The following is a 26360-nucleotide window of genomic DNA, read 5'->3' as shown; positions in this document are numbered from 1 at the left end:
ATGAAAGAATCAGGTATTGAGTGGATTGGAAAGATACCAAAGAATTGGGAAGTCAATAAACTTAAAAATTACTTTACTTTCTCTAAAGGAAGGAATGCTGCAAAATACACAAAAGAATTTGTAAGCGCGATTGGAGAATATCCAGTATATAGTGGGCAAACAGAAAATAACGGTATTTTAGGATATACAGAAACTTTTGAGTATGACTTAAATGAATGTTTATTTACTACAACAGTTGGAGCAAAAGTGATGACTCTTAGATTATTAAAAGGTAGATTCTCTCTTTCTCAAAACTGTTTAATAATGCAAAAAAAGAAGAAGTCAAATATCGATTATTTTTATTATTTCTTACAAAGTCTATTTGAATATGAAAAGTCAAGAATTCCATCATATATGCAACCTTCTTTAAGAGTGGATGATTTAAATGGGTATAAAGTAATTATTCCAGATGAAAATGAACAAGAGAAGATAGCAAAATTCCTGAACTATAGTATAACCTTGGTAGATAATCTAATAGTAGAAACAAGGGAAACTATCAGGGAATTAAAAAAGTATAAACAATCTATTATTACAGAAACAGTTACAAAAGGATTAGACCCGAATGTAAAAATGAAAGATAGTGGCATTGAGTGGATAGGGAAAGTACCAGAAGCATGGGATGTTATAAAAATAAATAGATTATTTTCTATCAAAAAAGAAATTGCAAACAAAACAGGATACGATGTATTATCAGTGACTCAAAGAGGATTAAAAGTAAAGGATATTACACAAAATGAAGGGCAAATGGCAGCTGACTATAGTAAATATCAAAAAGTTCAGCCAGATGATTTTGTAATGAATCATATGGATTTACTAACAGGGTGGGTAGATTTAGCAGTACAAGAAGGAGTTACAAGTCCGGATTATAGGGTCTTTTATAACAAACAGAAAGAATTAGTATTTAATAGATTTTATTTATATGTCTTTCAAATATGTTATCTTAACAAGATTTTTTACGGTTTAGGACAAGGAGTTTCAAATTATGGTAGATGGAGATTACAGACAGATAAGTTCTTAAATTTCTATCTTCCACTACCAACATTAAAAGAGCAAACTGAAATAGTTAATTATTTGGATTTTCAAACACAAAAGGTAGACAGTTTAATTCAAGACAAAGAAAAAGCAATCGAAGAACTCGAAAAGTATAAAAAATCTCTTATCTATGAATACGTAACAGGTAAGAAACAAGTATGAGGAGGTCTGGGATGTGCTTGAAAACAAAGAAGATCGTTTTGAAAAAGACATTGGAACTAGCTTAACAAATGAAGGTGGCTGGGAGTCGGTCGCCTTTAAAGATACAAACTACAATCCACAACAAGGGTTAGATGTACCTGTGCTACTGTCATTTATTCGTGAAACACAACCAAAGGCATGGAAGCGATACGAAAAGATTTATCATACAGATGCAGAAAGAAAATTTCTAAAACGGTTTAATGAAGAGATAAACGCACATGGTCTATTGCATGTACTTCGAAAAGGAATTAAAGATCGTGGTGTTTCTTTTAAAATTGTTTATTTTCGACCTGTTTCTTCTTTAAGCTATGAAAATATTAAAAAGTTCGATGCGAATCGTTTTCAATGTATACGTCAGTTTGCTTATAGTACCAAAAATCGAAACACAATCGATATGGTATTAGCTGTAAACGGTATACCTCTTGTCGCTTTAGAATTAAAAAATCAATATACAGGACAAAATGTTGAACATGCAAAATTACAATTTGAAACGAATCGTGATCCAAGTGAAACCGTTTTTCAATTTAATAAACGTTTTCTAGTGTATTTTGCTGTTGATCACTTTGAAGTGTACATGACAACCAAACTAGAAAAAAACAAAACATACTTCTTACCTTTTAACCAAGGATCAAATGGCGCTGGAGAAGTTGGAGGAAAAGGTAACCCTCATAATACAGAAGGATACCCTACAGCATATTTATGGGAACAAGTTCTGCATCGTAATCAATTGATGGATATAATTGAACGGTTCATGAATTTTGAGGTGAAAAAGGATATATTAATATTCCCTCGCTACCATCAATTGGACGTCGTTAATAAGCTTGTACAAGATGTAGCAGAACATGGTTCAGGAAAAAATTATCTTATTCAACATTCGGCAGGTTCGGGGAAATCAAATAGTATCGCATGGTTAGCCTATCATTTAGCTTCTTTACATGATAGAGAGAACAATCCAATCTATTCATCTATTATTATCGTTACAGACCGGACAATATTAGACCGACAGTTACAGGACACGATTACAAGTTTTGAACATACTACGGGACAAGTTGAAACAATTGGCGATAATAAATCATCACAAGACCTAAAAAATGCAATTAACGATAAAAAGAAAATCATCATTACAACACTACAAAAGTTCCCTGTCATTTATCAAGAAGTCGATACAGTAGAGGGAAGAAGATTTGCGATTATAGTTGATGAAGCACATTCTTCACAAACTGGAAGAAGCGCACAGAAGTTAAAACAAGCCCTAGCAGATAAACAAGCATCGCTTAAAGAGTATCAGGAATTTGAGGAAGATATTGAAAATCAAACATTAGATGACCAAGATCAGCTCGTTCAAACGTTATTATCGCAAGGACAACATCATAATTTAAGTTTCTTTGCCTTTACTGCTACCCCAAAAGAAAAAACGATTGAAATGTTTGGTACAAAACAAGCAGATGGTAGCTTTAGACCTTTTCATGTATATAGCATGAGACAAGCAATTGAAGAGGGTTTTATTTTGGACGTATTAAAAAATTATATGACATATAAAACCTCTTACCGTATTGCAAAAGAAATTGAGGAAAACCCTGAATTACCAAAAACAGAAGCTGTACGAGCAATTGCCCGGTATCAATCTTTTCACCCATGGGTATTACGACAAAAAACAGAAGTAATGGTTGAGCAGTTTAGAGAAGTAACAAAAAAGGCTATTGGTGGTAGGGCTAAAGCAATGATTGTTACTCCATCGCGTTTACATGCAGTTCGTTATATGAAAGAATTTAAAGCTTACATTAAAGAAAAAGGCTATACAGACCTCGATGTCCTTGTTGCGTTTTCAGGTACTGTTACAGACGATGACAAAGAATATACGGAGTCGAATATGAATGTAACGAAAGATGGCGAGCGGATAAAAGAAAATCAATTAAAAGAAACTTTTCACGGGGATGACTTTAATTTATTAATTGTTGCAGAGAAATATCAAACAGGTTTTGACGAGCCGTTACTTCATACGATGTTTGTCGATAAAAAATTACGTGGCGTGAAAGCAGTGCAGACACTATCCCGTTTAAATCGAACGATGCAAGGAAAGAAAGATACATTTATCTTAGATTTTGTAAACACAGAAGAAGAGATATTAGAAGCATTCCAACCTTTCTATGAAGTGACTACATTAAAAGAAGAAGTAAACTTAAATCTAATATACGATACACAAAATAAATTACGTAAATTTGCTTTGTACAATGATGATGATATTGCTCAAGTGATGAAACTTGTGAAACAAGCACAAAAGAAGCAAGATGAGCGTTTATTAGGTCGTATATCTAGCTTATTTAAGCCTGTCATTCAGCGTTATGAGGACTTACCAGAAGATACACAATATGAATTCAGAGTGACATTACGTAACTTTGGTAAATGGTACAACTATGTGGCACAGTTAGATCGCACATTTGATATGGAATTACTAGAAGAAAACATTTACACAAGCTATTTACTAAAGTTTATCCCTAAAGAAAAGCGTGAAAAGGTGGATATTGCAGATAAAGTAAAGCTTGAATATTATAAGCTGCAAAAGGATTTTGAAGGCGAAATCATGCTTGTTGCTGAAAATGAAGAGGGTGGGGAATTAAAGCATCCTGAAGAATTTAATGCAAACGTAAAACCAGTTGAAGAGCGTGATTCGTTAGAAGAGATTATTCATCGAATTAACGAGCGGTTCCCAGATGATTTCTCTCCACAAGATCGAGTAATTGTGGAAACATTGCACAAGGCATTTACTCAAGAAGTTGACGCAAAAATAGTAAACATGGCTAAAAATAATAGCCAAGAAATGTTTGAAAATAGCTTGTTTAAGGATGTATTCCTTGATCGAGTAATGGATGAGTACACGAAGAATACGGAAGCCTATCAAAGATTGATTGGATCTGACGATTCGTACTTTAAAACTGTCTATGCATTTATTGCAGCGGATGTTTATAAGACATTGCGGTCGGAAGTGTAAGTTGGAATACAGTATTAAAGGAATTTAATAGAGCTTTGCTATCCCTAAAATTAAGGTCTAATATTTGGTGCCTTTATGTATAAGCAAAGTGAATGTGAAGTATCGGAAGTAGGAATAGAGATATACAGCAAGTAGCAATCTAAAAAGGTTAATATTGAAAAAAACAGCAATGTCAGTCATTTCTAGAAAGGGTTAGAACTTTTAAGAGATGACTGATATTTTTATATAAAAATATCATTAAACTCGCTACGAACTTAGTGAATCCTTAAACAATTCTACAAGTAGGAGATGAATAGATGAATGACACTGGGTTCCCTTTTACTGATATAACAAAGTGGGAGAAAAATATAGCGGAAGGTCTTACAAAGATTAGAAGCACAATATCTAAAGCCAATCCCCTAATAATTATGGTTCAGTTGCATGTTTTAAAGTTTTTTAAACATCTTGGAGATATTGAGGCTTCGGTTCATGGTAATATTAGCCCTTTTGAGAACAAAATGCTTGATATTACGCAAAGTCTTATAGTAAGTAGTGACCTAAACACAGGAACTAGATGCTTAGATAAAAATGAAATAAATGAATATATGGAATTACTGGAAAGTCTGTTTACTGCTGCCACTATGTATGTACATCTTACACAGAAGGATGACTTGATTAAGTATTCACAAGGTATGCAAATGAATGTTTCTGGAACATTGTATCCCTTCTTTGAAAAAGACCATTTTACAGATATGTTGTCTCCATATACAGATCTTTTAGATGAGAATTTTGGAATTACAAGTATGGATTTAGTAGAAGGGCTTTTAGCAATCAGTAGACATTTGCGCACAATGGGATTTATGGAAGTTTTGCTAGATAGTGGTGCTTCACCTGAAAAAGAACTAACAGAAAATGTATTCTTACATTTAGCTGAATACTTTAATGTTGAAAGTATTACAGGTTGGCCTCAAGAGTTTATTAAGGAATTATCACTTCAACAAGGCGAATGCAAAGACTTTTATGAAAATGATTTACAAGTGATGATAAAAGAACCCCCTATAAAATACAAGCCCTTTATTGGTATAGGGGATAAATATTATTGTTTTTCTATTGATAATTTAATAGATAACTTTTACAGAACGGTTTTAAGAGCCTTGAGAAGGAAAAATGGAAGTATAACAAATAAGATAAATGACATCCAAAAAGATTTATCAGAGGAATTGCCTTTTAAACTATTTAAAACAATTTTGCCTACAGCCAGAACCTATCAAAATATATTTTATAAAGCACCAGTTGGGGCAAATGGGAAGAATGAATGGTGTGAATGTGACGGTATTATCCTATTTGATGATGTAATGATAATTATTGAAGTTAAGGGTGGAGCATTATCACCTGTTTCGCCCTTTTCCGATGAAGAGGCCTACAAAAAATCATTGAATGATTTGGCGAAAAACCCCTATGAACAATCTCTACGGTTTTATGAGGAATATAAGAAGGCAGAAAAGATAGAGATTTATCAAAAAGAGAGTAAAAAACGTTATAAATTGATTACTGCTATTGAGAATATAAAGTTCATTCAAGCTTGTTGTGTTACTTTAGATGATTTTAACGAAATAGCATCTCGAATAGAAAAGACAGAGTTTATCCAAAATAGTGATCTGCCTGTCTGGTGTGTTTCTGTAAATGACTTGAGGGTATACCCTGAACTATTTAGTTCCCCAAGTTTGTTCTTAAATTACTTATATCAAAGGAGCCAAGCTACTAAAAATCCATATATAAAACTAAATGATGAATTAGACCATATAGGGATGTATTTTGCTTATAATGATTATTCTAAGCAAATAAGCGAGATTGCTAGTCAGGAAGAAGACATAGGAGAAATATATATTGATAGTCATAGAGAAGAAATTGATACCTACATGGCAAGAAAAATCAATTCTAATCTTGATGATGAGAGGGAAAGCTTTCTAGATTTATTAATAGGACCAGCAGCAAAACCTAAACAAGAGATGGAGTTCATGTTTGAGCAGCTCATAAATTTATTAGACAGTACTAGAGATAATATGTGTATACGAGTAGCTAGATACCTTCTTTTATTAGACTCAAATTCGAGGGATAACCTCAGCGAGTTCCTTACATCTAGAAGTAAGAAACTATTAGAATTTAGAAGGCGTAAAGCAATATTAACTCCATATATGTCGCCAAACTATAAAAAAGGTGATGGAATCCGAGAATTGCCAATCATATCGATATTCCTACTTCATACATCCAATAAAGTATTTAAAGATGTTGTTCAACGCAAAAGGTTTTTGATGGAGAGAGTTATATATGAAGATGAAACAACCTATTGTGTAGTAGTTGGGGTCAATAATAATAAGGAATTAAAAAAGGTTATTACGCACATTATAGGCCCAGAACAATTTCAAGCTTTACCAGAGCCTGCATATAACCAACTTAAAATTACTAGAGAACAGATAAGTAAGTCACGTAATATTAAAGAATTTGAATAGCAATCAGAAGTTAGAGTTATTTTCATAAATAGGGGAATATAGTGAACCTCTAATGCAATCTTGTGAAAGTACGATACAGATAAAGGAAGTGTTACTAGATACTTAGGGTCGATGTTTTAGAAAGGTTTTTAAAAAGAGCTAATTTTGCAGGAGGATAAAATGTATCATTACTTTCTAGAAAACTACGAGAACTTACAGTTTAGAAAAGCAAGAGATAATTATAAGGGACTACGAAAAGCTCAGTTGGGGGCAGTACATGCAATAGCTTCCTATTTCACAAAGGAAAATAGTAAACAAGCATTAGTGGTATTACCAACAGGAACCGGTAAAACAGCAGTAATTATGATAAGTCCGTATTTATTGGAATCAAAAAAAGTATTAATTATTACACCCTCAATTTTGGTTAGGAATCAAATTGCCGAGGATTTTAGAAATCTAATAACACTTAAAGATATTAATGTATTGCCAGAGATTTGCATGAATCCAAATGTTTTTGAACTTACAGATACTAAAATTGAGAATCATATAGATACTATTAAAAATAGTGATGTTATTGTTGCTACACCACATGGGGCGTATAACCTTTCAATAAGTACAGAAATAAAAGATAAATTTGATCTAATATTAGTTGATGAAGCACATCATGAACCAGCTAAGAAATGGCGAGAGGCACTTGAGAACTTTACTAATACCAAAAGAATATTGTTTACTGCTACCCCCTTTAGGTTAGATAATAAGAAAATTAAAGCAGATTTAATATATTCCTATTCTCTATCTCAAGCCTATGAAGATAAAATATTCGGTGAAATTACCTTTATCCCTGTTAAAATAGATGCCAATGAAAACCGAGATGTAAAAATTGCTGTTGAAGCTGAGAAAATATTCTATGAGGATAAATTAAAAGGATATAAACATTCTTTGATGGTGAGGGCGGGTTCAATAGAAGAATCAAAAGCACTATTACAAATCTATAAAACAAATACTGAATTAAAACTAGAAGTTGTACATAGCCGGCTTTCTTCTAAAACGGTTAAAACAATTATTAATAAATTGAAAGAAGGCAAATTAGATGGAGTTATTTGTGTGGATATGATGGCAGAAGGATTTGATTTCCCGAATTTAAAAATAGGCGCTATTCATTCTCCGCATAAATCTCTTGCTGTAACATTACAGTTTATTGGTAGATTTGCGAGAACTAATGCTGATAATATTGGTGTTGCAAAGTTTATAGCAATTAATGATGAGGATTTCGTGCTTGAAAATCATAAATTATTTTCCCAAGATGCTATTTGGAAAGATATTATTATTAATTTAACTGAATCTCAGATTACCCAAGAAGAGGAAAATCAACAATTTCTAAATAGCTTTACTTTAAAATCAGATGCATCTAAGGAGATTATTAACGAAATAGCTCATTTAAGGCCTAACTTCCATGCGAAAATATTTCGAACAGCTTCTTTTGACATTAATGCGAACTTTCCAGAAATGGGTCTGAAAATAGAAGGTGTTCTAGTAAATAAAGAAAATAGTACTGTTATAGCTATATTAAAGGAGCTAGTTGTTCCTAGATGGGCAACTACTCAAAGTGAATTATATGATCAGAGTTATTATTTAGTAGTACTTTATTATTCACATGAGACTAACTTGTTATTCATTAACTCGCAGCTTAAAAATGAAAATTTATATTATATGGTTGCAAATGCATATTGTGGAGAAGATTCCTTTCAGAAAATAAGTAGGAATGAATTACATAAAGTATTAGGTGGCATGATGAATTTTGAAATTTTCAATTCCGGATTGCAAAACCGTGTATCCAATGAGGAGTCTTATATTATTAGTTCTGGTCCTGATGTAAGTAACACATACGATCCTGCCACAGGTAAGTTATATGCTGCAGGACACGTGTTTTGTAAAGCGATTAATAATGGGGTAGAAACGACGCTTGGTTACAGTAGTGGTTCTAAAATATGGAGTAGTACATATGGCTCTATAAAAGAATTTGTAGAATGGTGTCGTATAAATGCATTAAAAATAAATGACAAAGAACTTGTTGTTAAAACGAATACAGCATATGACTTTGTTCCAATTCCAGAAAAACTTATAAAATTTCCGGAAACAATATTCTGTATTAAATGGTCTAATAATACTTACTCAAATCCACGTAATTTGATATTAGAAGGAAAGATAAGTGAGAAGACAATATTGGACATAGAATTAGATATTTCTGCAGTTACTAAAAATGAAATACAATTCTATTGTAACTTTGAAGATACAAGTTATTTATATTCTCTCTCAGTTGAAGGAAAAGTAACATCAGTTCAAAAGGATAACGAGTTGCTTCTACAAGTTGGAAAGCATCAACAAAGATTGTCAGATTATTTAAATGGCAATCCATTAGAAATGCTAACTACCGATTTATGTTTAGTTACTGATGGAGAAATAGCAAAAAATAACTTTAAAGTTGAACAATTTGTACCTGACTTAATCAAGGAAGTGAAATGGGAGGAATTTAAAACAGATGTTACTGTAGAATTTGGAAGCACTGAGAAATCAGGTATGATTTCTATACACGATGCTCTAGAAAAAATTTTAGGAGATGTAGGGTATGATTATCTGATTTACGATCACGGAACAGGAGAAGTAGCTGATTATATAGGAATAAGTATTACTGCTTCCGAGATTAAAATACATTTTTATCATGTGAAAGCTATGAAAGGAAAAACATATAATAACTCTGTAAATGATATTTATGATGTTGTAGGCCAATCAATAAAGTCTATAATTTGGTTGAAGACAAAATCTGTATTTAGAACAAAAATAATAAGTAGAAATAAATCGGGTTACTGTAAATTAATTTTAGGAGACTACAATGAATTGGTAAATGACCTTCAAACAAATAAAGTATTAAAAGCTAAAATTATAGCTGTACAACCATCTGTTAAGTTTAATCATAAAATGAGAGATAAAATAGCAGAATTGTTAGCTGCAACTAATCATTATATAAAACATTCAGGTTCAGCAAACGAATTTGAGATTTGGGGTAGCTGATCAATATACAATAAAAATGAGCGTTGGGGATAAAATTCCCAAGCTCATTTTTTGCCTCTTAAATCACCACGGTGAACCGTATCACAAATAAATGAGGTTTTTTAATTATGTCAAGCTGTTTTCATAGCCTCATCTAGAATTGAATAGAATAGAAGATCTTCTTGTAGATGAAGATCCAACCTTTGTAAGATTACTGGGATTTGAACCGAGGAAACAGATGGTAACGTGATCAAGCAATTATTACAACTGTAAAAATTACATTAAATTTTAATATTTCTCCATTATTTAATCCGTTTTATGTCATATTGGAAGTGTACATGTAACTGGGGGGAATAGATAATGAAGAGGTTTACAAAACAAGAGAACAGCTGGATGTTTTATGACTGGGCAAATTCAGCGTATTCCATTATTATTTCTACCGCTGTTTTCCCACTATTTTATAAGGCAGCAGCAACGAAGGCAGGAATTAGTGCTGCCAATTCTACGGCCTATTTAGGGTACACCATTGCCATTGCCACCTTCATATTGGCTATGCTAGGACCCATCCTTGGGACCATCGCCGATTATAAAGGCTATAAAAAGAAATTTTTTACATTCTTCTTTTTTGTAGGTGTTCTCTCTACGGCCATGCTTGCTTTTATCCCTTCTGAAAAATGGCTTTTATTATTAATTTGTTATACCTTTACAGCGATTGGATTTGCCGGGGCGAATGTATTTTATGATGCTTTTCTTGTAGACATTACGAGCGAAGAAAAAATGAATGCCGTATCGGCCCGCGGCTTTGGTTTAGGCTATATCGGGAGTACGATTCCCTTTCTTATTAGTATTGTCATTATTATCTTAGCACAGCAGGGGGTCTTGCCAATCTCCGCTATAATTGCAAGTAAAATGGCCTTTTTGATTACAGCTGTCTGGTGGGGATTATTTACGATTTCCCTCCTCAAAAATGTTCAGCAACAATACTTCATTGAACCTGAAAAAAACCCGGTTATCAATAGTTTTAAACGGCTGGGGGAAACATTTAAAAATGTAAAACAATATCGTAGTGTATTCTTATTTTTAATCGCCTATTTCTTTTATATTGACGGTATTGGAACCATCATTACCATGTCAACAGCTTATGGATCTGACCTTGGAATCAGCTCGACGAATCTCTTGGTGATACTGTTTGTCACACAAGTTGTCGCTGCACCTTTTGCCATTCTTTATGGTAAATTATCAGACAGGTTTACCGGTAAAAAGATGCTTTATGTAGGTATTATCATTTATATCATCGTCTGTATTTATGCTTATTTCTTAAAAACCACGTTAGATTTTTGGATCATGGCTATGCTGGTTGCAACTTCTCAGGGTGGTATTCAATCGTTAAGCCGCTCCTATTTTGCAAAATTAGTTCCAAAAGCAAATTCAAATGAGTTCTTTGGTTTTTATAATATTTTTGGAAAATTTGCATCGATTATGGGCCCTTTATTAGTTGGCGCGATTGCACAGATGACGGGACATTCCAATATGGGTGTATTTAGTCTTATCATTCTATTTTTAGTTGGTATTGCTGTCTTAGCCCGTGTACCGGAACCAAAAGAGATCGAATATGAAAAACCGCTGATTTAAATGAATCGATCTTACCTGCTGCAAGGAAGCACGATAAAACTCTACGAGAATACAGCAAACCTCTTTCAAAATTTAAGCAGAGGAAGGTGATTTAATGATAAAAGGTTTGTATGAAGCACATTTACCAGTGAGTGATCTTTCAATTTCCATAGATTTTTATAAGAAATTGGGATTAGAGATTGCTTATCAAAATGAAAAACTAGCTTTCTTCTGGATTGAAAAAGGAAACAGTTGGTTAGGAATTTGGGAGACAGACAAAGTAAAGACGCCTTATCATCCTTCTTTAAGGCATATTGCGTTTCAAAGTTGATTTAGAAGATATAATACAGGCAAAAGAATGGCTAGAACAAAAAGGAATTCTAGTGCGAACATCTTTTGGCTTTACGTCTGACAAACAACCACTTGTATTACCTAATAATCCACAAGCACATGCGGCAATTTATTTTGATGATCCAGATGGAAACTCAATAGAACTTATAACACCTTTACAGTTGGATTTCGAAGAAGAGTTTGAAATGATGACATTAGAAGAGTGGTTTAATAAAAAGAAATAATCTCTTCTTATTCAGTTAAAGAGGACCGTCTCTTCTTGTACAAACTTGGAGTTTAGTTTATCAAGGAACTTCAATAGAAAATTAGATGGTAAAATAGTCAAAAAAGACTGTGTTACATATGAAAGTTTCTTTAATTGTTGATATAGATAAGAATAGAGTAATTGGCAAAGAGGATGAAATCTCTTGGGGAATTCCAAAAGATTGGGAGTGTGTTAAAGATATTACTAAAGAATATCCAATCGTATTAGGTAGAAAAAAACTTGAGTCAATCGAAAGAGCTTTACCTGAAAGAAGGAATATTATTCTGACCAGATTTTTTGATGGAAAAATCTAAAAAAGGTAATGGCAAAAATAAATTCAATAGACTGATAACATAAAGCGAAAACTTCTAACGTGATTTGTCTCGACGGCAATGACGATGTATGAGTTTTCGCTTTTCTTTTAGTCGGAAATAGTAAGTATTCAAAAATTCCTATGTTAGCAACTATTTTAGTAAAATTTATCTATTATTTCACAGTTCCTTTTATCTTATTTCACATCTGTTTTGTATTATTGATAATTGACAGACATTGATTGAAAGGAGATTGTAAACATTGAAGAAATTATTTTTATTCGTTTCAGGAATTATATTGTTAAGTATCATCTCTGTAGGTTCTATCGACAATAAGCATCCCCAAATGGATGCTGAGGCAGCTACGTCTAGTTTAAAAAAAGATGTACCTAAACATTCAAAATGTGCATTGTGTAATATGGTTGTGTACCAAAAGAAAAGTAAAATGGGTATTTTTTCATCACAGGCCATTAAAAAGAACGGTAAGGTTGTTTATTACGATGATATTGGGTGTCTTTTATACGATGAAGTCAAACATAAAACTAAAAATAAAAAGTACGTGCGTGATTATAAAACGCTAAAATGGATCAAAGCGGAGAAGGCAACATACGTCAAGACAAACTTGCAGTCGCCTATGGGATGGGGCTATATCTCCTTTGCTAGTAAGTCTCAAGCAAAGAAATATGTCGCTAAACACAAAACAAGTAAAATCGTAAAACTTAGTACCATTAGAAAAAAAGCGATCAACAGATATAAAGGTCAGTTTAGTAGCAATGTGGAAAAAAAAAGAATACAACAAAGCCAAGTAAACCTACAGTTGTATCAAGTTTAGAGAAAGATGTGCCAAAGGATACGGATTGTGCATTCTGCAATATGGTTGTTTATCAACAAAACGTTCCTTTAGGGGTTTTTTCAGCACAAGCTATCAAAAAAAACGGGAAAGTTGTCTATTACGATGATATTAGTTGCTTGCTTTACGATGAAGTGAAGAATCGCGAAACGAATAAAAAGTATGTTCGTGATTACAAAACATTGAATTGGATTCAAACTGAAAAGGCAACTTATGTTAAAACATCGCTAGTTTCACCAATGGACGATGGTTATATATATTTTGCTAAAGCAGATGAAGCAAAGAATTATATTGCCAAACATTCAGGTGCAAAAATTGTTCCATTTCAAACTATTCAAAAAGAAAGTATTCAGAAATATCAATAAATATATGTAAAAATACAAATAAAAAGGAGAATAGAAAGAATGAGAAAACATTTAGGATTCGGATTGCTGTTATGTGTCTTTTTAATAGCAACTTTAAGTGGTAATCATAATTCGAATGTATTTGCAGCAACTAAAGATGTGCAAGCTATTAAAAATGGAAAAGTAGTTTATTATAAGGATGTCAATTCATTGTTATATGATGAATTAAATGAAGGGGTTACATTCATAAAGAAAGTAAAAGATTATAATACAAGAAAATGGGTTGCGTTAAATTCAGTCACAATCGTTAAAATAAATGCTTCCAAAAAAATTTATTTTTCAAAAGTAGCGGCAGCAGACAAATATATTAAAAATTATAAAAAGAAACATAATGTAATATTAAAAAAGGTTAAATTAACAACCATTAAGGCTAATGCCAAGGCAAAATATAAAAAAGAAGCACCAAGTATTGTATTAAAAGCGAGTACAACAAAGCCAACGAATAAAAATGTCACAGTGAAAGTGACTGTGACAGATAATAAGAAAGTGGCCCTTAAAAAATGGGCAATCGGTGCAAAGTCCGCAAATAAATTTTCAACTACAGGCACAAAAGTGAAAGCTAATGCCTTTACAGTAAGTAAAAATGGAACATATACAGTGTACGCTCTAGACAATAACGGTAATAAAAGAACAAAAACAATCAAAATCTCTAATATCGATCAAACAAATCCAACTATTTCATTAAGTCCAAGCACAACGAATACCACAAATGAAAATGTAACAGTAACTGCTTCGATTCATGATAATGTGAAAGTAGTATCAAAAAAATGGGCAAGTGGTAATCAAACAGCTGCGTACTTCACAAAGAATGGTACAAAATTTACAAGCAGCACGTTCAGCATTAAAACAAATGGAACATACACAGTATACGCCAAAGACAGCGCAGGAAATACGCATGTTCAAACAATCACCATCTCAAATATTGATAAAACGGCACCAGCAATCACACTTTCAATACCAGAAAGTGATACAACAGCCGTCAGTAAAAAAATACAATTTTCAACGACTGATGATAATGGGATTCAAGATCTTAAATGGGCATATGGAAATAAGGATGTAGAATACTTCGTTGATGAGGGATCAAGAATAGCACCATTACAAAGTGCGAGTCAAAAAGATAAAATTATCGCATTAAAAAATGGTGTTTATACGGTGTATGCAGAGGACAAATTAGGGAATCAAGCCGTAAAAACAATTACTGTCGATGGGATCTCTGACTTTTCAGAGATAACACAAACTGGTGTACATTGTGAAGTATGTCGGATGGATCTTTATAACACTGACCCCAATAAAGTGTATACCGCCAAGGCGATCGATCAAGAAGGATATACACATTATTTTTGTAGAATTGGATGTATGTATCATCAAGAACATGCAAATGGTATAGCATTTGTTCATAAATATGTTCGTGATTATGGTGCAGCAGCTCCACGCTTAAATAACTGGATTGAAGTTGAAAATGCAGTAACTGTAAAATATAGAACTGATGAAACAGCTAAAGGAATCATGGGGTGGAAACTTTTCCATTTCACAGATTTATCAAGTGCAGCAAACTACCTAGGTGTGAGCCAAGAAAATGTAGTAGCTGAAAAATTAGAAAATATCAGTGAATATGCGAAAACGAATAATAAGGGAATGGATTATCAATACGAGGTTGATAAAGCAGCACAGTAATTTTCAATAACAAAAGCTAAATATTTACCATTTTGAATGAATAGAAAAGCGAAAACTCGTGTGTCGTCATTGTTGTTGAGACAAATCACGTTAGGGGTTTTCGCTTTGTGTCATTAGTTGAGATAATCTGTTTTATCCCACATTAATGAGCAGTACCCATACCTCAAGAGTGAGAGAGAAGTGAAGAAATAGGTATGGGAAAACGCCCGTAATAGCCAGATTGGTTCGGGCCAACAAGATATTGGTCATCAGGATCAGTGGGAGATGAAGAAACCCCTCACTGATGGAAGTTTCACTTTATCATTACTGCCTTTTAGGATTTATGCGTGGATTCATTTATGAAATTGGGGGTATTCCATTGGTTAAGAATTGGATTTCTATCATTATGATCATGGGTTTAATAACGATGGTTGTAATAAGTGTCCTCGGTAACGAGAAAAAAACAATAGGTGAGAAAGAAACAGTGAAAACAGCTGAAACAGCTAAAAAAACCGAAACAGCGGCTGCCAATGAAAAAGAAAATACGACATCTAAAGTAGAGTATGTAGCACCAGATTTTGAGTTGAAAACGTTAGAAGGTAAGACCGTACATTTATCAGATTATGTAGGTAAAAAAGTGATTTTAAATTTCTGGGCAACATGGTGTCCACATTGTAAAGAAGAAATGCCACATATGCAAAAAGTTTATGAAGAGTACAAAAATCAAGGTGTTGAAATTTTAGCAGTTAACGTAACAAATAAGGATAAGGGAAAAGAATCGGTTGCCCAATTTGTGAAAAAACAAGGGCTAACTTTTGAAGTTTTGTTAGATGAAGAAGGGTATGCAAGTAGTACATATCAAGTACTCACGCTGCCAACGACTTATATGATCGATACCAAAGGAAACATGGTTGATATCATTGAAGGTCCCATGAATGAGGCATCAATGAAAGAATTAGTGAACAAAGCTGAATAATAAAAGTCAAACAATTAGAAAAAAGCGAAAAATTATAATGTCATTATAAGAGTGACTTGGGGTTTAGCTTATCAAGGAACCTCAATAAAAGTAAAAGATTAAAAAATAAATGGTCAAAAAAAGTTGTGTTACATATGAAATTTTCTTTAACTGTTGTATGGATGAATCAATTTCATAAATCATTTTCTTTTTAAAAAATACGAACATTTAATAATAACTAATTTTGATAGTTGTGGAGCGGAAGACGGCGACTCCTCGAAAATGCATACGCATTTCCTTCGTGCGTTGTTAGTTCAGGAAGTTTATTCAAAGTCCTACGGGAAAAGCTTGAGCTGAAAGCCCCACAGGAACCTTTTAAGGGACAAAGCCTAAGCTCGCCCACGTCCTGTGGCAACGGCTTTGGAGTCAACATCGTGTTGACCCGAGGAGATTGAAGCCAAGTCCCGTGGAAAGCGCCGTCTGGAGCGAAACAAAAATTTCTGAATATTAATGTTCGTGTTGATTTAAAATGTTCGTGTTTTTCATCTAAATTTTGCATTATGAAATTGATTCGGATAAGAAAGTTAAAAAAGGGGTTATGAATAAAAAAACCTATATAATTATTTCTTCCATGTTTGGAGAACATCATGGGATATCGTCCTGAAGGTGGTTTAGACTTTGTATTCCTTGCAGGGATTCTTGTCATTATTTGTTCTTGGGCTATAAGCTGGATTTTTGCTTTCTTTGGAGTCATTTCACGTACAGCCTCAAGTGTACAAGGAATCTCCATGATTATTCTGTTTCCGCTCACGTTTCTCTCTAATGCATTTGTACCGACTAATACACTGCCCGGCCTGCTTCAATGGTTTGTAAAGATTAATCCAATCTCGCATCTAGTTACAGCTGTAAGACATTTAACCAATTCTGGGACAATAGGTTGGGACTTCACGATCTCTCTTATTGGAGCAGGAATTATAGTGGCCATCTTTGCTCCCGTTACGGTACGTGCTTATATGCGGCGTGCATAGTGATCGATGTATTTTTCGATGACGTAATTTCATAGAATCTAAGTTTTATGTGATGATTTTCTTCATGTACTATACTCAGGTATTTAGTTATATTAATAACATGGGAGGATTTAGAGGAAACTTATGAAACTTTATAGGAGATATGCGAAATGAAGAAAATCATCCGAAAGAAATTATTGAAAATAGAAGAAAAATATAACGTAAAGATTTTATATGCGGTTGAATCGGGTAGTAGGGCATGGGGCTTTCCTTCAAAAGATAGTGATTATGATGTTCGGTTTATTTATATTCACCCACCAAAATGGTATCTCTCAATTGATCCTCAGGGTATTGGTGCAAAGAGAGATGTAATTGAAGAACCGATTAATGATTTATTAGATATAAGCGGCTGGGAAATCACGAAAGCGCTACGTCTTTTTCGAAAAAATAATCCGCCACTTTTAGAATGGTTACGCAGCGATATCGTGTATTATCAAAAATACGCATTCGTCGATAACTTGCGGTCTTTGGAATCGACTGTATTTTATCCAAATTCGATGATTCATCATTATTTACACATGGCACAAAATAATTACCGTGAATATTTACAAGGTTCAGAAGTGAGAATCAAAAAGTATTTTTATGTACTTCGACCCATATTAGCTTGTAAGTGGATTGAAAAATACAATCGGACACCCCCTATTAGTTTTCATGAATTGTTGGCAGACATAATTCCAGAAGGTGAACTAAAAAATGCAGTGGAACATCTTTTAAAACGAAAGCTCATTGGGGACGAGTTAGATATCGAACCTCGTATTGATGTGATTAATGATTTTGTGGAAAATGAAATGGAACGACTCGAAGAATATGTGAGATTACTCAGAGTTGAAGTAAAGGATCCAACGAAAATATTAGATGACTTGTTCAGAAATACTTTGCAAGAAGTTTGGAAGTAAGCATTTAGTCTTGTGTATCATCACGTCATGTCAATTATTAGAAAAATCCATCGAATCATCAAAAGCAGCTGAAGTCGCACAGATTAATCATCAGTCTGTCATTACTGTGTTGAATAATCTTTGTCAGAAAAAGAATATATTACAGAGAGAAAAAAGAAATAGCTATATGTTTACTCATCGAATATATGCTGAATTTGATGATCAAATTGAGTATACAAAAGATAAAGGTTTTGATGTAGATTATTTATCTAAGAATGAATATATTACTCGATCAGAAGTTGAAAGATTATGTGGGTTTTCTTCAGCAACAAGTAAAAGAATGCTGAAATCATTAAGAGACCAAGAAAAAATTATTTTAGAGGGTAAATCTAGTAAATATAAATTAAGAAAGTAAGCCACAAGTGAGCCGCAAGTGAACTACGAGTAACTATAAATTATAATCAAAAATTAGTTTTAGAAACACTGCATGATGGTGTTGAGTCGTATTATAGTATTAGATAAATGCTAATAAATCTTCTAATTGTTTAAATGCGAATATACTGATTCAAATGATTTTTTCAAATATCCTGAATACCATGCTGATTCACATCTTTCATAACGCGACTTTATAGGCTGATTTAATTACAGTATCTATTATTTTGATAGATGGAGAGTACTTAAATCTACAAAAAAATATAAAAACAAGCTATAAAAAACTGCTCATTCTAATGGATAGGGGTGAGCAGTTTTTTTATAGAATCATATGTTATCCGTGATAGGAGAGCATATTGTATTAAATATATATTAGATAAAAAGAGGATTCAAAACTGAAAAAAACAAAAATACCCCGCCTATGTTTTTATGGATGGTATTGTGTAAGAGCTCATTCCTCCAGCTGTGCATATTTTCTGGACATTTTACAATACTATGTTTAGATCATTTACCTAAGTTGGTAGGAAGGGAAGAAGCAAAATTGGCTAAACACTCAGATACAAGTTGGAAACAGGACCATCCAAGCACTTTGTCTAGCAATTCTGTCCAAAAGGCAGAACGTATGTTGAAAATAGCAAAATCACATCAAGAAGAAATGGCAGTTGAACATATTTTCGATCAAATCTCACATGCGGAAAATGCAATCTTGAATGCAGAAAATTATGGCGAGCATTTGGATATAGTCCAACAAAACAAAGAGCAGTTAGAACTGATCAAGCAGCAATTACATGACGTACAAAAGAAGGAAGAACGGTAATATTAGGACATTACCCCCACTGTTTCAAAAACATATGGGGGTTCCTTTTTTCTTGAATGAACAAGATTGTATTCAAGCAGAAAATAGGTGTGTGCTGAACATTTCTCATCAATCATTCATCATCATCCAACTAAAATTGGATGACAATCAAATATATTTTCATTACATAGTTTTAACACCAAACGATTATTTTATAAGGCGTAGTTTGAGCAGGAATACTTCTTGTAGTAGGACCGTAGATCACGATTAGATTTCGATTGGCAGGATTTTTTGAAAAGGGTTGCCCATTTGTTAATAAGATAGGGGTATAGGGAGAGAGAGTCAGCTTTAATTGACCATCACTACTGATTAATTGGTCATTAAAAAATGAAACTTTTACATTTTGATAATTGTTTTCCTTTACAACGACAAGCGCTCGATATTGTGGTGGATAAATGAGGGGGACAGGTGCATCTCCATCATAATAGCCAGTAAAGGAATCCCCGATAGACACGATTTCATTGTCTACGAAATAAGTAGTAGGTGAGATGACGAAATGGACGATATTGCCAGCTCCATCCTCTACAGTCATTAGCTTGTAACAACCTTCACCTTCTCCGTTTTGCCCTCCTCTGATCACAAAGTCATTTATTTGTGTCACAATCCCATGAAAAAATTTAAAATGAACCATAGCCATTCCTTTCTTTATAAAATTTCGCTGAATCCATCATCATAGCATCAAACATCTGTCTTGATATCATTTATCTAAGGGAAAGAAAAGAGTCGTTTCCTTTAATTTATGAAAAAAATGCCTTCTGTACACGATTATTTTAAATTATGTAACTTTTCACTATGGGTGACAAAGAACGAATGGTCGAAAGCTATATTAGGGATCCCATATGAATGAAAACTACTTAACTAGAGGTAAGAGTAAAGAATCACACGGCTGTAGTAAATTATTCAAATAGAAAAATTTTCATATTTTAAAAATAAACAGAGATTATGAATTTGATTCGTGTTACATTAATTAAAAAGTATTTTTCAAAGGAGATCTCAAATTGTGAATGCGCAATTGACAGCTTATATTACGCTTATCTGTGTATCAGGTGTATTAAATTTGTATTTATGTTTATACGTATTTATAAAGCGTCACAATTATACAAATATCGCTAGATTCTTTATCGTTTATGCATTGTCCATTGCTATTTATTGTTTTGGTTCTGCCTTTTGCCATTTACGACTATTTTAATAGATATTGATTATTTTAAAAAAGTGAATGATACATATGGTCATGATGTTGGAGATCAAGTGCTGAAACATGTAGCGCAAGTTTGTCAAATGCAGGTAGGGAAAGACATACTCTTTGCCCGCTATGGTGGTGAAGAATTTATTCTTGCATTGAAGCACAATGCCTCAGTAGGAGAATCGTTAGCAAATCAATTACGTCAACAGGTCGAGTCTCAACCACTAACAACTAGCGAGGGAGTCGTTGCTGTCACATTAAGTAGTGGAGTAGCGGAAGCCGTAAAACAGCCAGGAGAAACATTAAACCATCTTTTGAATAAGGCAGATAAGGCTTTGTATGTAGCAAAGAGAGAAGGCCGTAATCAAGTCTGTGTGTATGCAGGTGTAGAAAATGGTTAATGGATCATTGAATGATCAAAATGGAAGTTTTCATTATAGATCACTTTTGCAATGTTACTTGAAGATTACAAGTAGTTTTTTATTGGGTGCACATCCGTTCATAGCGAAACATAATTTGAATGTATCTGAAAATTGTTCGTATTTTTAAACCAAAAGGTATTTATAAGATGGATCCATATATACAAATCATTCAAGACACATCCTAATAAAATGAAAAAACACTCAAACAAAAATTTCCAGATTCATACTCGAATCTTTTTTGATATTTATTCGTAAAGTATAGTGCGAATAGGAAGGGAGTGAGGATCATGAAGAAAACGCAGAAAATGATGATAGGTATTACAACGACCGCACTTACATTGGGGCTTACCGGATGTGGCTCTAGCAGTGCTAATCTTCCTCCTAAACCATCAGACAAAAATTGTGATGATTGGGAATGGGAAGATGATGACGGTATTTGGACATGTGATGACAGTGGTTCAAGCCATTATGGTCATTATTACTATGGCGGTCATTATTATGGCAATAAAAATTCGCTATTAAAAAGCAATGATTATAAAAGCTATAAAAAAAGTTCCTCATTTAAAGGTGGGATTAAAGCCAGTACAGGGTTTGGCAGTGGACTGAAAAGCTTTGGAGGATGATGTCTACGTGATGAAGATCAAAGTTGAAAAGGAGGATGAATATGAATTTATATATCAATTTTCTATCATATTTAGGAGTGGCTCTACTTTTGCTTGTTGTAGGAGTAGCTTTGTTTGCGATTAGCACACCGAAGATCAAAGAATTTCAATTGATCGCTGAGAAAAATGTCACAGCGGCTATGTCGCTCGGTGGAAAAGTCATGGGGTTAGCACTTGTTTTAGGCGCGGCTGCTGAATATTCAGTATCTCTGTTCGATATGGCGCTTTGGGGTGCGATCGGGATTGTTTCTCAAATCATTGTCTTTCTCTTAGCGGAAGTCATTACAATTCGATTTAGTATTCAACGAGCGATCGAAGAGGATAATCGTGCAGTTGGTACGATATTATTATCACTATCATTAGCAGTCGGTTGGGTTTTAGCTAAATGTTTATCCTACTAACGGAGGTGGGGAAGTAGATTGAAACAATTAACGTATTACATTGATAAAGGCAATAGCCACTATGAGCCGCTCTATGAATATTCCATTTCAAATGTTGGGATAGATGAATTTTACGCGAGACAACTTTGTACCTATTTTATTATGAGAGGAACCCAATATGAACTTATTTCAAATGAGATGTATGGGGAAGAAGATATACTAGTCGTCAAAGAAATGGGAAGAAATTTGTCAGGAGAAGATGAAAAAAGTTTTCGTGGTGCAGGCATACATATTGAGTTTCGTAGTCCGTATGAACAAGAGAACTTTCGATTATTGGCACGTATTCCATGTCCTTCTCATTTTGATGTCCTTCGTTTTCTTTTAAAAGATGTAGTGGATGTGCCATTAGTTGGACAAAAGCTTGTCACCTCTACAGAAATTGACGAGGATCGAGGCGTGTATGTGATATACGTCAAGGACTTGGAAGAGGAATGAATAGATAGATGGATCATACAAAGCGACAGCAGTTTTATGGGAAAATGGAAAGCTTTTGGGCGGACCTTTATGGAGAGGAATATGCACTTTATGATATAAAGCTTTTAAGCAAAACGGAAGTTTCCCGCATTCGGCTTATCAGTGAACGTATTGGCAGTATATTTTTTAAAATAGGTTCGCTGCTTCGAAAAGTACCTGATGAAACTTTACTAGAAATGGGATTTCCAAGGGAGACACTTTCATTTATAAGGTTAAAAACCCTTTCAACGGAAAGTGTTATTGCACGACTTGACCTTATTCCATACAAAAATAGCTATAAGTGCATTGAAATCAATGCTGATACGCCCACATTTATAAAAGAATTGTTTGATGTCAATGGACTGGTATGTCAAGAATTCGGCGTAGAGGATCCAAATAAGGGAATGGATCGCCTTTTAGGGAAAGTTGTTCATGACAGCATATACCAAAGTACAGCGAACAAGTCTCCTCATATCGTTTTTACGGCTCATGAGGATAATATAGAAGATCGTGAAACGGTTTTGTATCTTCAAAATGGAATATCGCCATCTAAATTTACACCTCTCCATAAGTTACAGATTCAAAAGGATGTGGGGCTTTTCGATGAAGAAGGGGTCAAAATAGATGTCCTTTATCGGCAAACATTCCCTATCGAAAGTTTGATCATGGATGAAGATGAGGAAGGAAATCCAATTGGTTCATGGTTGCTGAAGCTTGTTGAAGAAAAGAAACTGGCGATCATTAACCCTCCGTCATCCTTTTTGCTACAAAACAAAGTAGTACAAGCTGTTATTTGGGGGTTACATGAGGAACATCATCCTTTCTTTACAGAAGAAGAGCATTTATGGATGGATGAATATTTCCTTCCAACTTATCTTGAACCGGATGTTTTTTTACAAAAAGGGCTTTCTTATGTGAAAAAACCTGCTTTCGGAAGAGAAGGAGACACAGTGGAAATATTCAATGGGAACGGTCAGTTGATACATGCAGATGCTCAAGAATCGTATTCAGAGTATGTTCCCGTTTATCAGCAATGGATCAAGCATCCCCCCATCACATTTAATAGTGAAAAAGGGCAACAGCAAGGGAATTTGCTGCTGGGATGTTTTTTACTAAATGGTCAATCGGCAGCGCTTGGCTATAGAGTGGGAGGCCCGATTACGGACAATCTTTCTTATTATTTGCCAGTAGGAATTTTAAAAGAAGAACAATAAGCCATTTCTCAAAAAGGTGGAATGAGGAGCCATTATTTTTCACTTCATGAAATATCAGACTTAGAAAATAGGTAATTAATGTAAGGCTCTAGTGCTTGAGCGAAAACAATCATTATTCATATTTAGAATAAGTGTAGGATTTGTCCTTTGAATGAGGCAAATCCTTTTTTCTTCCACATTAATGGAGAGGCATGATCCTCCATTTCAAGGCTTAAAAACTTTCCACAAGCGATTGCTCCCAACACCTATACATGAAAAACAGGGACTAAATGTGGGGTTTATCTGCAAAAAGTATATCGTTTAAAATATTTCGATATATTACGATTGAAAATTAACGATATATCGATTATAATTATCGATATAATTGAGGAGGTATGAAATGAGAGGACGGAGAGGATTTATTCAAATTGCCATTTTGCATTTGCTCAAGGAAGAGCCTATGCATGGCTATCAAATCATGAAGGAATTGGAAGAACGATCAAATGGTGCTTATTCAGCGAGTGCTGGTACCGTGTATCCTGCACTTCAAGAATTATTAGAGCGAAATTTAATTGAACTGGACACTGAAACAGATAAAAAGGTGTATAGCATCAATGACAATGGAGAGAAAAGGTTAGAGGAAAAAAGTAAGTTTATAGAAGGCGATTTTTGGATTGAATGGAAAGAAAGAATGACGTGGAGAAATTCTGAGGAATCAATGCAATTAAGGGCAGCTATGAATCGCTGGGAACAAGAATTTCGAAAAGCCATGAAACAGACACGAGGAAACCCAAAAGGTGTACTTGAACTAATCGCCTTTATCGATGAAATGACCGAGCGTTTAAAAAAGAAAAATGTGAAGTAAGGGGAAATTTCATGAAGGCTATGAAAAAATTACGGCAATATATTAGGCCATATATATTTTTCGCGATTTTAGGACCGATTTTAATGTGCATTGAAGTAGGAATGGATCTGTTACAGCCAACTATTATGCAAAAGATCATTGATACAGGTATTGCCAATCAAGATAATGCTTATATCACAAAATTATTACTGATCATGTTGTTAAGTGCGTTTATTGGATTGGTGGGAGGGGCAGGGAATTCTGTTTATGCTACAAAAGCAGCTGTCCACTTTGCTACGGATATTCGCCGTGATGTGTTCAAGAAGATTGGACAGTTTTCAAATCATAATACCGATTCATTTGGCACTGGTAAATTGATCACCATTGTAACAAATGATATTGAGGCATTAAAACAAGCCGTCATCATGACATTGCGCATCTTGGTAAGGGGTCCTTTATTATTTATAGGTTCTGTCGTTATCGTTTGGTTAACAGCACGTCCATTATTCCCTGTGTTGTTGGTAACAATCCCTATTCTCATTGCCATTATCTATTTCTTTTCCGTAAAGTCAGGGAGTCTTTTTTTGAATGTGCAAAAATCTATGGATCAGGTGAATACAAGGCTTCAAGAAACATTAGCTGGTATCCGGGTCATTAAGGCATTCGATCGTCATGAATACGAAAAGAATCATTTTAAAAACGTCAATGATTCACTTATGAAACGGAATATGAAGGCTGAAAAGTTCATTTTGACCCTAATGCCGATCATGATGTTTATCGTCAATATAGGTATTATCGCCGGTCTCTGGCTGGGTGTTATAAAGGTAAGTGAAGGAACACTTCAGGTCGGTGTTATTTTAGCCTTTATTAACTACTTGAACATTATGATGAATGGATTAATGGGGAGCAGCCAAGTATTAATGCAAATTGCTCGTTCATTTCCTTCTGCTGAGCGAGTTGTTCAAGTGCTTGATACAGAAATTGATATTAGTGAGCACAATCACCTTGCGACGAAGCAAAACATACGTGGCGAAGTGGAATTTAGACAGGTGAATTTTAGCTATAGTAAAAATGGTGAGCACGTACTTAGGAATATTTCATTCAAAGCGGAGGCAGGACAGACAATAGGTATTATTGGTTCAACGGGTAGTGGAAAATCCACACTGATGAAGCTTATTCCACGTTTGTATGACCCCGATTCAGGCGATATTTTTATAGATGGGGTCAATATAAAGGATTTACCACTTGAAAAACTTCGCAAAGCCATTGGGTTCGTTCCGCAAAAAGCTACTTTATTTTCAGGAACGATTGCGAATAATTTACGTTTTGGTAAAGATGATGCAACAGCTGATGACATGGAACAAGCTGCACACGCAGCAGCTGCTAGTGAGTTTATCGGTAGATTTGATAGACAGTATGAGCATCAGCTTATGCAGGGAGCGACTAATTTATCCGGTGGTCAAAAGCAACGAATATCTATGGCACGTGCCTTTATCCGTGAGCCGCGTGTATTAATCTTAGATGATTCAACTTCAGCTATTGATGCTCTATCAGAATTAGCCGTACAACAGGCATTAAGAAAAAATGGTGCCAATACGACTTTGTTTATCGTTTCCTCTAAAATTTCCTCCATTATTGATGCAGATCAGATCCTAGTCATGGAGGATGGAAGAATTGAAGCCAGTGGTACACATGATGAGTTACTAGCAAACAGTAAAGTATATCGCGATATCTATTTTTCGCAAAGTGGAAGGGAGGTTAACAGTATATGAATAAA

At 34.2% G+C, this 26360-nt stretch carries 21 protein-coding genes and 3 pseudogenes; 23 read left to right on the top strand and 1 reads right to left on the bottom strand.

From position 1 onward, the window contains the following. From FEZ13_RS17740 to FEZ13_RS17670, 15 genes and pseudogenes are all read left to right on the top strand, one after another. On the top strand, nt 1-1233 hold the full coding sequence (locus FEZ13_RS17740; RefSeq protein WP_146553765.1) for a restriction endonuclease subunit S: 1233 nt from the start codon (nt 1-3) through the stop codon (nt 1231-1233). Between the two features lie 13 nt (nt 1234-1246). Then, a complete protein-coding gene (locus tag FEZ13_RS17735) occupies nt 1247-4261 on the top strand; it encodes a type I restriction endonuclease subunit R (RefSeq protein ID WP_146553764.1) in 3015 nt (1004 codons plus the stop codon). A 296-nt stretch (nt 4262-4557) separates the two neighbouring features. Then, a complete protein-coding gene (locus FEZ13_RS17730; protein ID WP_146553763.1) occupies nt 4558-6750 on the top strand; it encodes a hypothetical protein in 2193 nt (730 codons plus the stop codon). A gap of 159 nt (nt 6751-6909) precedes the next feature. Further along, entirely contained in the window at nt 6910-9798 is a 2889-nt protein-coding gene (locus FEZ13_RS17725; RefSeq protein ID WP_146553762.1) for a DEAD/DEAH box helicase, read from the top strand. 336 nt (nt 9799-10134) lie between these two features. Next, nucleotides 10135-11409 (top strand): MFS transporter, encoded by a 1275-nt coding sequence (locus FEZ13_RS17720; RefSeq protein WP_146553761.1) that lies wholly within the window; start codon nt 10135-10137, stop codon nt 11407-11409. A 94-nt stretch (nt 11410-11503) separates the two neighbouring features. Then, nucleotides 11504-11963, top strand: a pseudogene (locus FEZ13_RS17715) (VOC family protein). A gap of 118 nt (nt 11964-12081) precedes the next feature. Next, nucleotides 12082-12276, top strand: a pseudogene (locus tag FEZ13_RS17710) (dihydrofolate reductase); the annotation flags it as partial. 280 nt (nt 12277-12556) lie between these two features. Then, nucleotides 12557-13126 (top strand): nitrous oxide reductase accessory protein NosL, encoded by a 570-nt coding sequence (locus tag FEZ13_RS17705; protein WP_146553759.1) that lies wholly within the window; start codon nt 12557-12559, stop codon nt 13124-13126. Between the two features lie 8 nt (nt 13127-13134). Beyond that, on the top strand, nt 13135-13509 hold the full coding sequence (locus FEZ13_RS17700; protein WP_146553758.1) for a nitrous oxide reductase accessory protein NosL: 375 nt from the start codon (nt 13135-13137) through the stop codon (nt 13507-13509). Nucleotides 13510-13548: 39 nt separating this feature from the next. Further along, nucleotides 13549-15222, top strand: a complete 1674-nt coding sequence (locus FEZ13_RS17695) for a nitrous oxide reductase accessory protein NosL (RefSeq protein WP_146553757.1) — start codon at nt 13549-13551, stop codon at nt 15220-15222. A 358-nt stretch (nt 15223-15580) separates the two neighbouring features. Continuing rightward, complete coding sequence (locus FEZ13_RS17690; protein WP_186725971.1) at nt 15581-16177, top strand: peroxiredoxin family protein; 597 nt, start codon at nt 15581-15583, stop codon at nt 16175-16177. A 623-nt stretch (nt 16178-16800) separates the two neighbouring features. After that, a pseudogene (locus tag FEZ13_RS17685) lies at nt 16801-17184 on the top strand (ABC transporter permease); the annotation flags it as partial. Nucleotides 17185-17333: 149 nt separating this feature from the next. Beyond that, on the top strand, nt 17334-18119 hold the full coding sequence (locus tag FEZ13_RS17680) for a nucleotidyltransferase domain-containing protein (RefSeq protein WP_146553755.1): 786 nt from the start codon (nt 17334-17336) through the stop codon (nt 18117-18119). Nucleotides 18120-18129: 10 nt separating this feature from the next. Next, nucleotides 18130-18513 (top strand): hypothetical protein, encoded by a 384-nt coding sequence (locus tag FEZ13_RS17675; protein ID WP_146553754.1) that lies wholly within the window; start codon nt 18130-18132, stop codon nt 18511-18513. A gap of 558 nt (nt 18514-19071) precedes the next feature. Then, nucleotides 19072-19347, top strand: a complete 276-nt coding sequence (locus FEZ13_RS17670; RefSeq protein ID WP_146553753.1) for a hypothetical protein — start codon at nt 19072-19074, stop codon at nt 19345-19347. A 172-nt stretch (nt 19348-19519) separates the two neighbouring features. Here FEZ13_RS17670 and FEZ13_RS17665 read toward each other — a convergent pair whose 3' ends face one another. Next, complete coding sequence (locus FEZ13_RS17665; RefSeq protein ID WP_146553752.1) at nt 19520-20017, bottom strand: hypothetical protein; 498 nt, start codon at nt 20015-20017, stop codon at nt 19520-19522. A gap of 369 nt (nt 20018-20386) precedes the next feature. Between FEZ13_RS17665 and FEZ13_RS17660 the strand changes: the two genes are divergently transcribed. The 8 genes from FEZ13_RS17660 to FEZ13_RS17625 all read left to right on the top strand — a co-directional run bounded on the left by FEZ13_RS17660 (nt 20387) and on the right by FEZ13_RS17625 (nt 26355). Next, nucleotides 20387-20575: a hypothetical protein gene (locus FEZ13_RS17660; protein ID WP_146553751.1), complete on the top strand. Its 189-nt coding sequence runs from the start codon at nt 20387-20389 to the stop codon at nt 20573-20575. Next, nucleotides 20554-20970: a GGDEF domain-containing protein gene (locus FEZ13_RS17655; protein WP_255473241.1), complete on the top strand. Its 417-nt coding sequence runs from the start codon at nt 20554-20556 to the stop codon at nt 20968-20970. The genes FEZ13_RS17660 and FEZ13_RS17655 overlap by 22 nt, the downstream gene beginning before the upstream one ends. 308 nt (nt 20971-21278) lie before the next feature. Further along, the gene (locus FEZ13_RS17650) at nt 21279-21614 is read left to right on the top strand and encodes an aminotransferase yhxA (protein ID WP_146550471.1); all 336 of its coding nucleotides are present in this window, start codon (nt 21279-21281) and stop codon (nt 21612-21614) included. Between the two features lie 41 nt (nt 21615-21655). Beyond that, nucleotides 21656-22054 carry a DUF350 domain-containing protein gene (locus tag FEZ13_RS17645; protein ID WP_146550472.1) on the top strand — a complete coding sequence of 133 codons (399 nt, stop codon included), beginning with the start codon at nt 21656-21658 and terminating at the stop codon, nt 22052-22054. Nucleotides 22055-22072: 18 nt separating this feature from the next. After that, entirely contained in the window at nt 22073-22528 is a 456-nt protein-coding gene (locus FEZ13_RS17640) for an RNA helicase (protein ID WP_146550473.1), read from the top strand. A gap of 8 nt (nt 22529-22536) precedes the next feature. Beyond that, the gene (locus FEZ13_RS17635; RefSeq protein WP_146553749.1) at nt 22537-23760 is read left to right on the top strand and encodes a glutathionylspermidine synthase family protein; all 1224 of its coding nucleotides are present in this window, start codon (nt 22537-22539) and stop codon (nt 23758-23760) included. A gap of 379 nt (nt 23761-24139) precedes the next feature. Continuing rightward, the gene (locus tag FEZ13_RS17630) at nt 24140-24604 is read left to right on the top strand and encodes a PadR family transcriptional regulator (RefSeq protein WP_146553748.1); all 465 of its coding nucleotides are present in this window, start codon (nt 24140-24142) and stop codon (nt 24602-24604) included. An 11-nt stretch (nt 24605-24615) separates the two neighbouring features. After that, nucleotides 24616-26355 carry an ABC transporter ATP-binding protein gene (locus tag FEZ13_RS17625; protein ID WP_146553747.1) on the top strand — a complete coding sequence of 580 codons (1740 nt, stop codon included), beginning with the start codon at nt 24616-24618 and terminating at the stop codon, nt 26353-26355. Nucleotides 26356-26360: the final 5 nt, after the last annotated feature.

It is taken from the genome of Rummeliibacillus sp. SL167 (assembly GCF_007896505.1).
GTDB classification, from domain to species: Bacteria; Bacillota; Bacilli; order Bacillales_A; family Planococcaceae; genus Rummeliibacillus; species Rummeliibacillus suwonensis.
The sequence above is the reverse complement of the archived record's forward strand: the minus strand, read 5'-3'. Positions and strand labels throughout refer to the sequence as shown.

Excerpts from the sequence above, each read along its gene's own strand:
- FEZ13_RS17740 (WP_146553765.1), top strand. The coding sequence starts at position 1 with ATGAAAGAATCAGGTATTGAGTGGATTGGAAAGATACCAAAGAATTGG.
- FEZ13_RS17730 (WP_146553763.1), top strand. The coding sequence starts at position 4,558 with ATGAATGACACTGGGTTCCCTTTTACTGATATAACAAAGTGGGAGAAA.
- FEZ13_RS17665 (WP_146553752.1), bottom strand. The coding sequence starts at position 20,017 with ATGGTTCATTTTAAATTTTTTCATGGGATTGTGACACAAATAAATGAC.
- FEZ13_RS17650 (WP_146550471.1), top strand. The coding sequence starts at position 21,279 with ATGAAGAAAACGCAGAAAATGATGATAGGTATTACAACGACCGCACTT.
- FEZ13_RS17635 (WP_146553749.1), top strand. The coding sequence starts at position 22,537 with ATGGATCATACAAAGCGACAGCAGTTTTATGGGAAAATGGAAAGCTTT.
- FEZ13_RS17725 (WP_146553762.1), top strand. The coding sequence starts at position 6,910 with ATGTATCATTACTTTCTAGAAAACTACGAGAACTTACAGTTTAGAAAA.
- FEZ13_RS17625 (WP_146553747.1), top strand. The coding sequence starts at position 24,616 with ATGAAGGCTATGAAAAAATTACGGCAATATATTAGGCCATATATATTT.
- FEZ13_RS17695 (WP_146553757.1), top strand. The coding sequence starts at position 13,549 with ATGAGAAAACATTTAGGATTCGGATTGCTGTTATGTGTCTTTTTAATA.
- FEZ13_RS17645 (WP_146550472.1), top strand. The coding sequence starts at position 21,656 with ATGAATTTATATATCAATTTTCTATCATATTTAGGAGTGGCTCTACTT.
- FEZ13_RS17680 (WP_146553755.1), top strand. The coding sequence starts at position 17,334 with ATGAAGAAAATCATCCGAAAGAAATTATTGAAAATAGAAGAAAAATAT.
- FEZ13_RS17630 (WP_146553748.1), top strand. The coding sequence starts at position 24,140 with ATGAGAGGACGGAGAGGATTTATTCAAATTGCCATTTTGCATTTGCTC.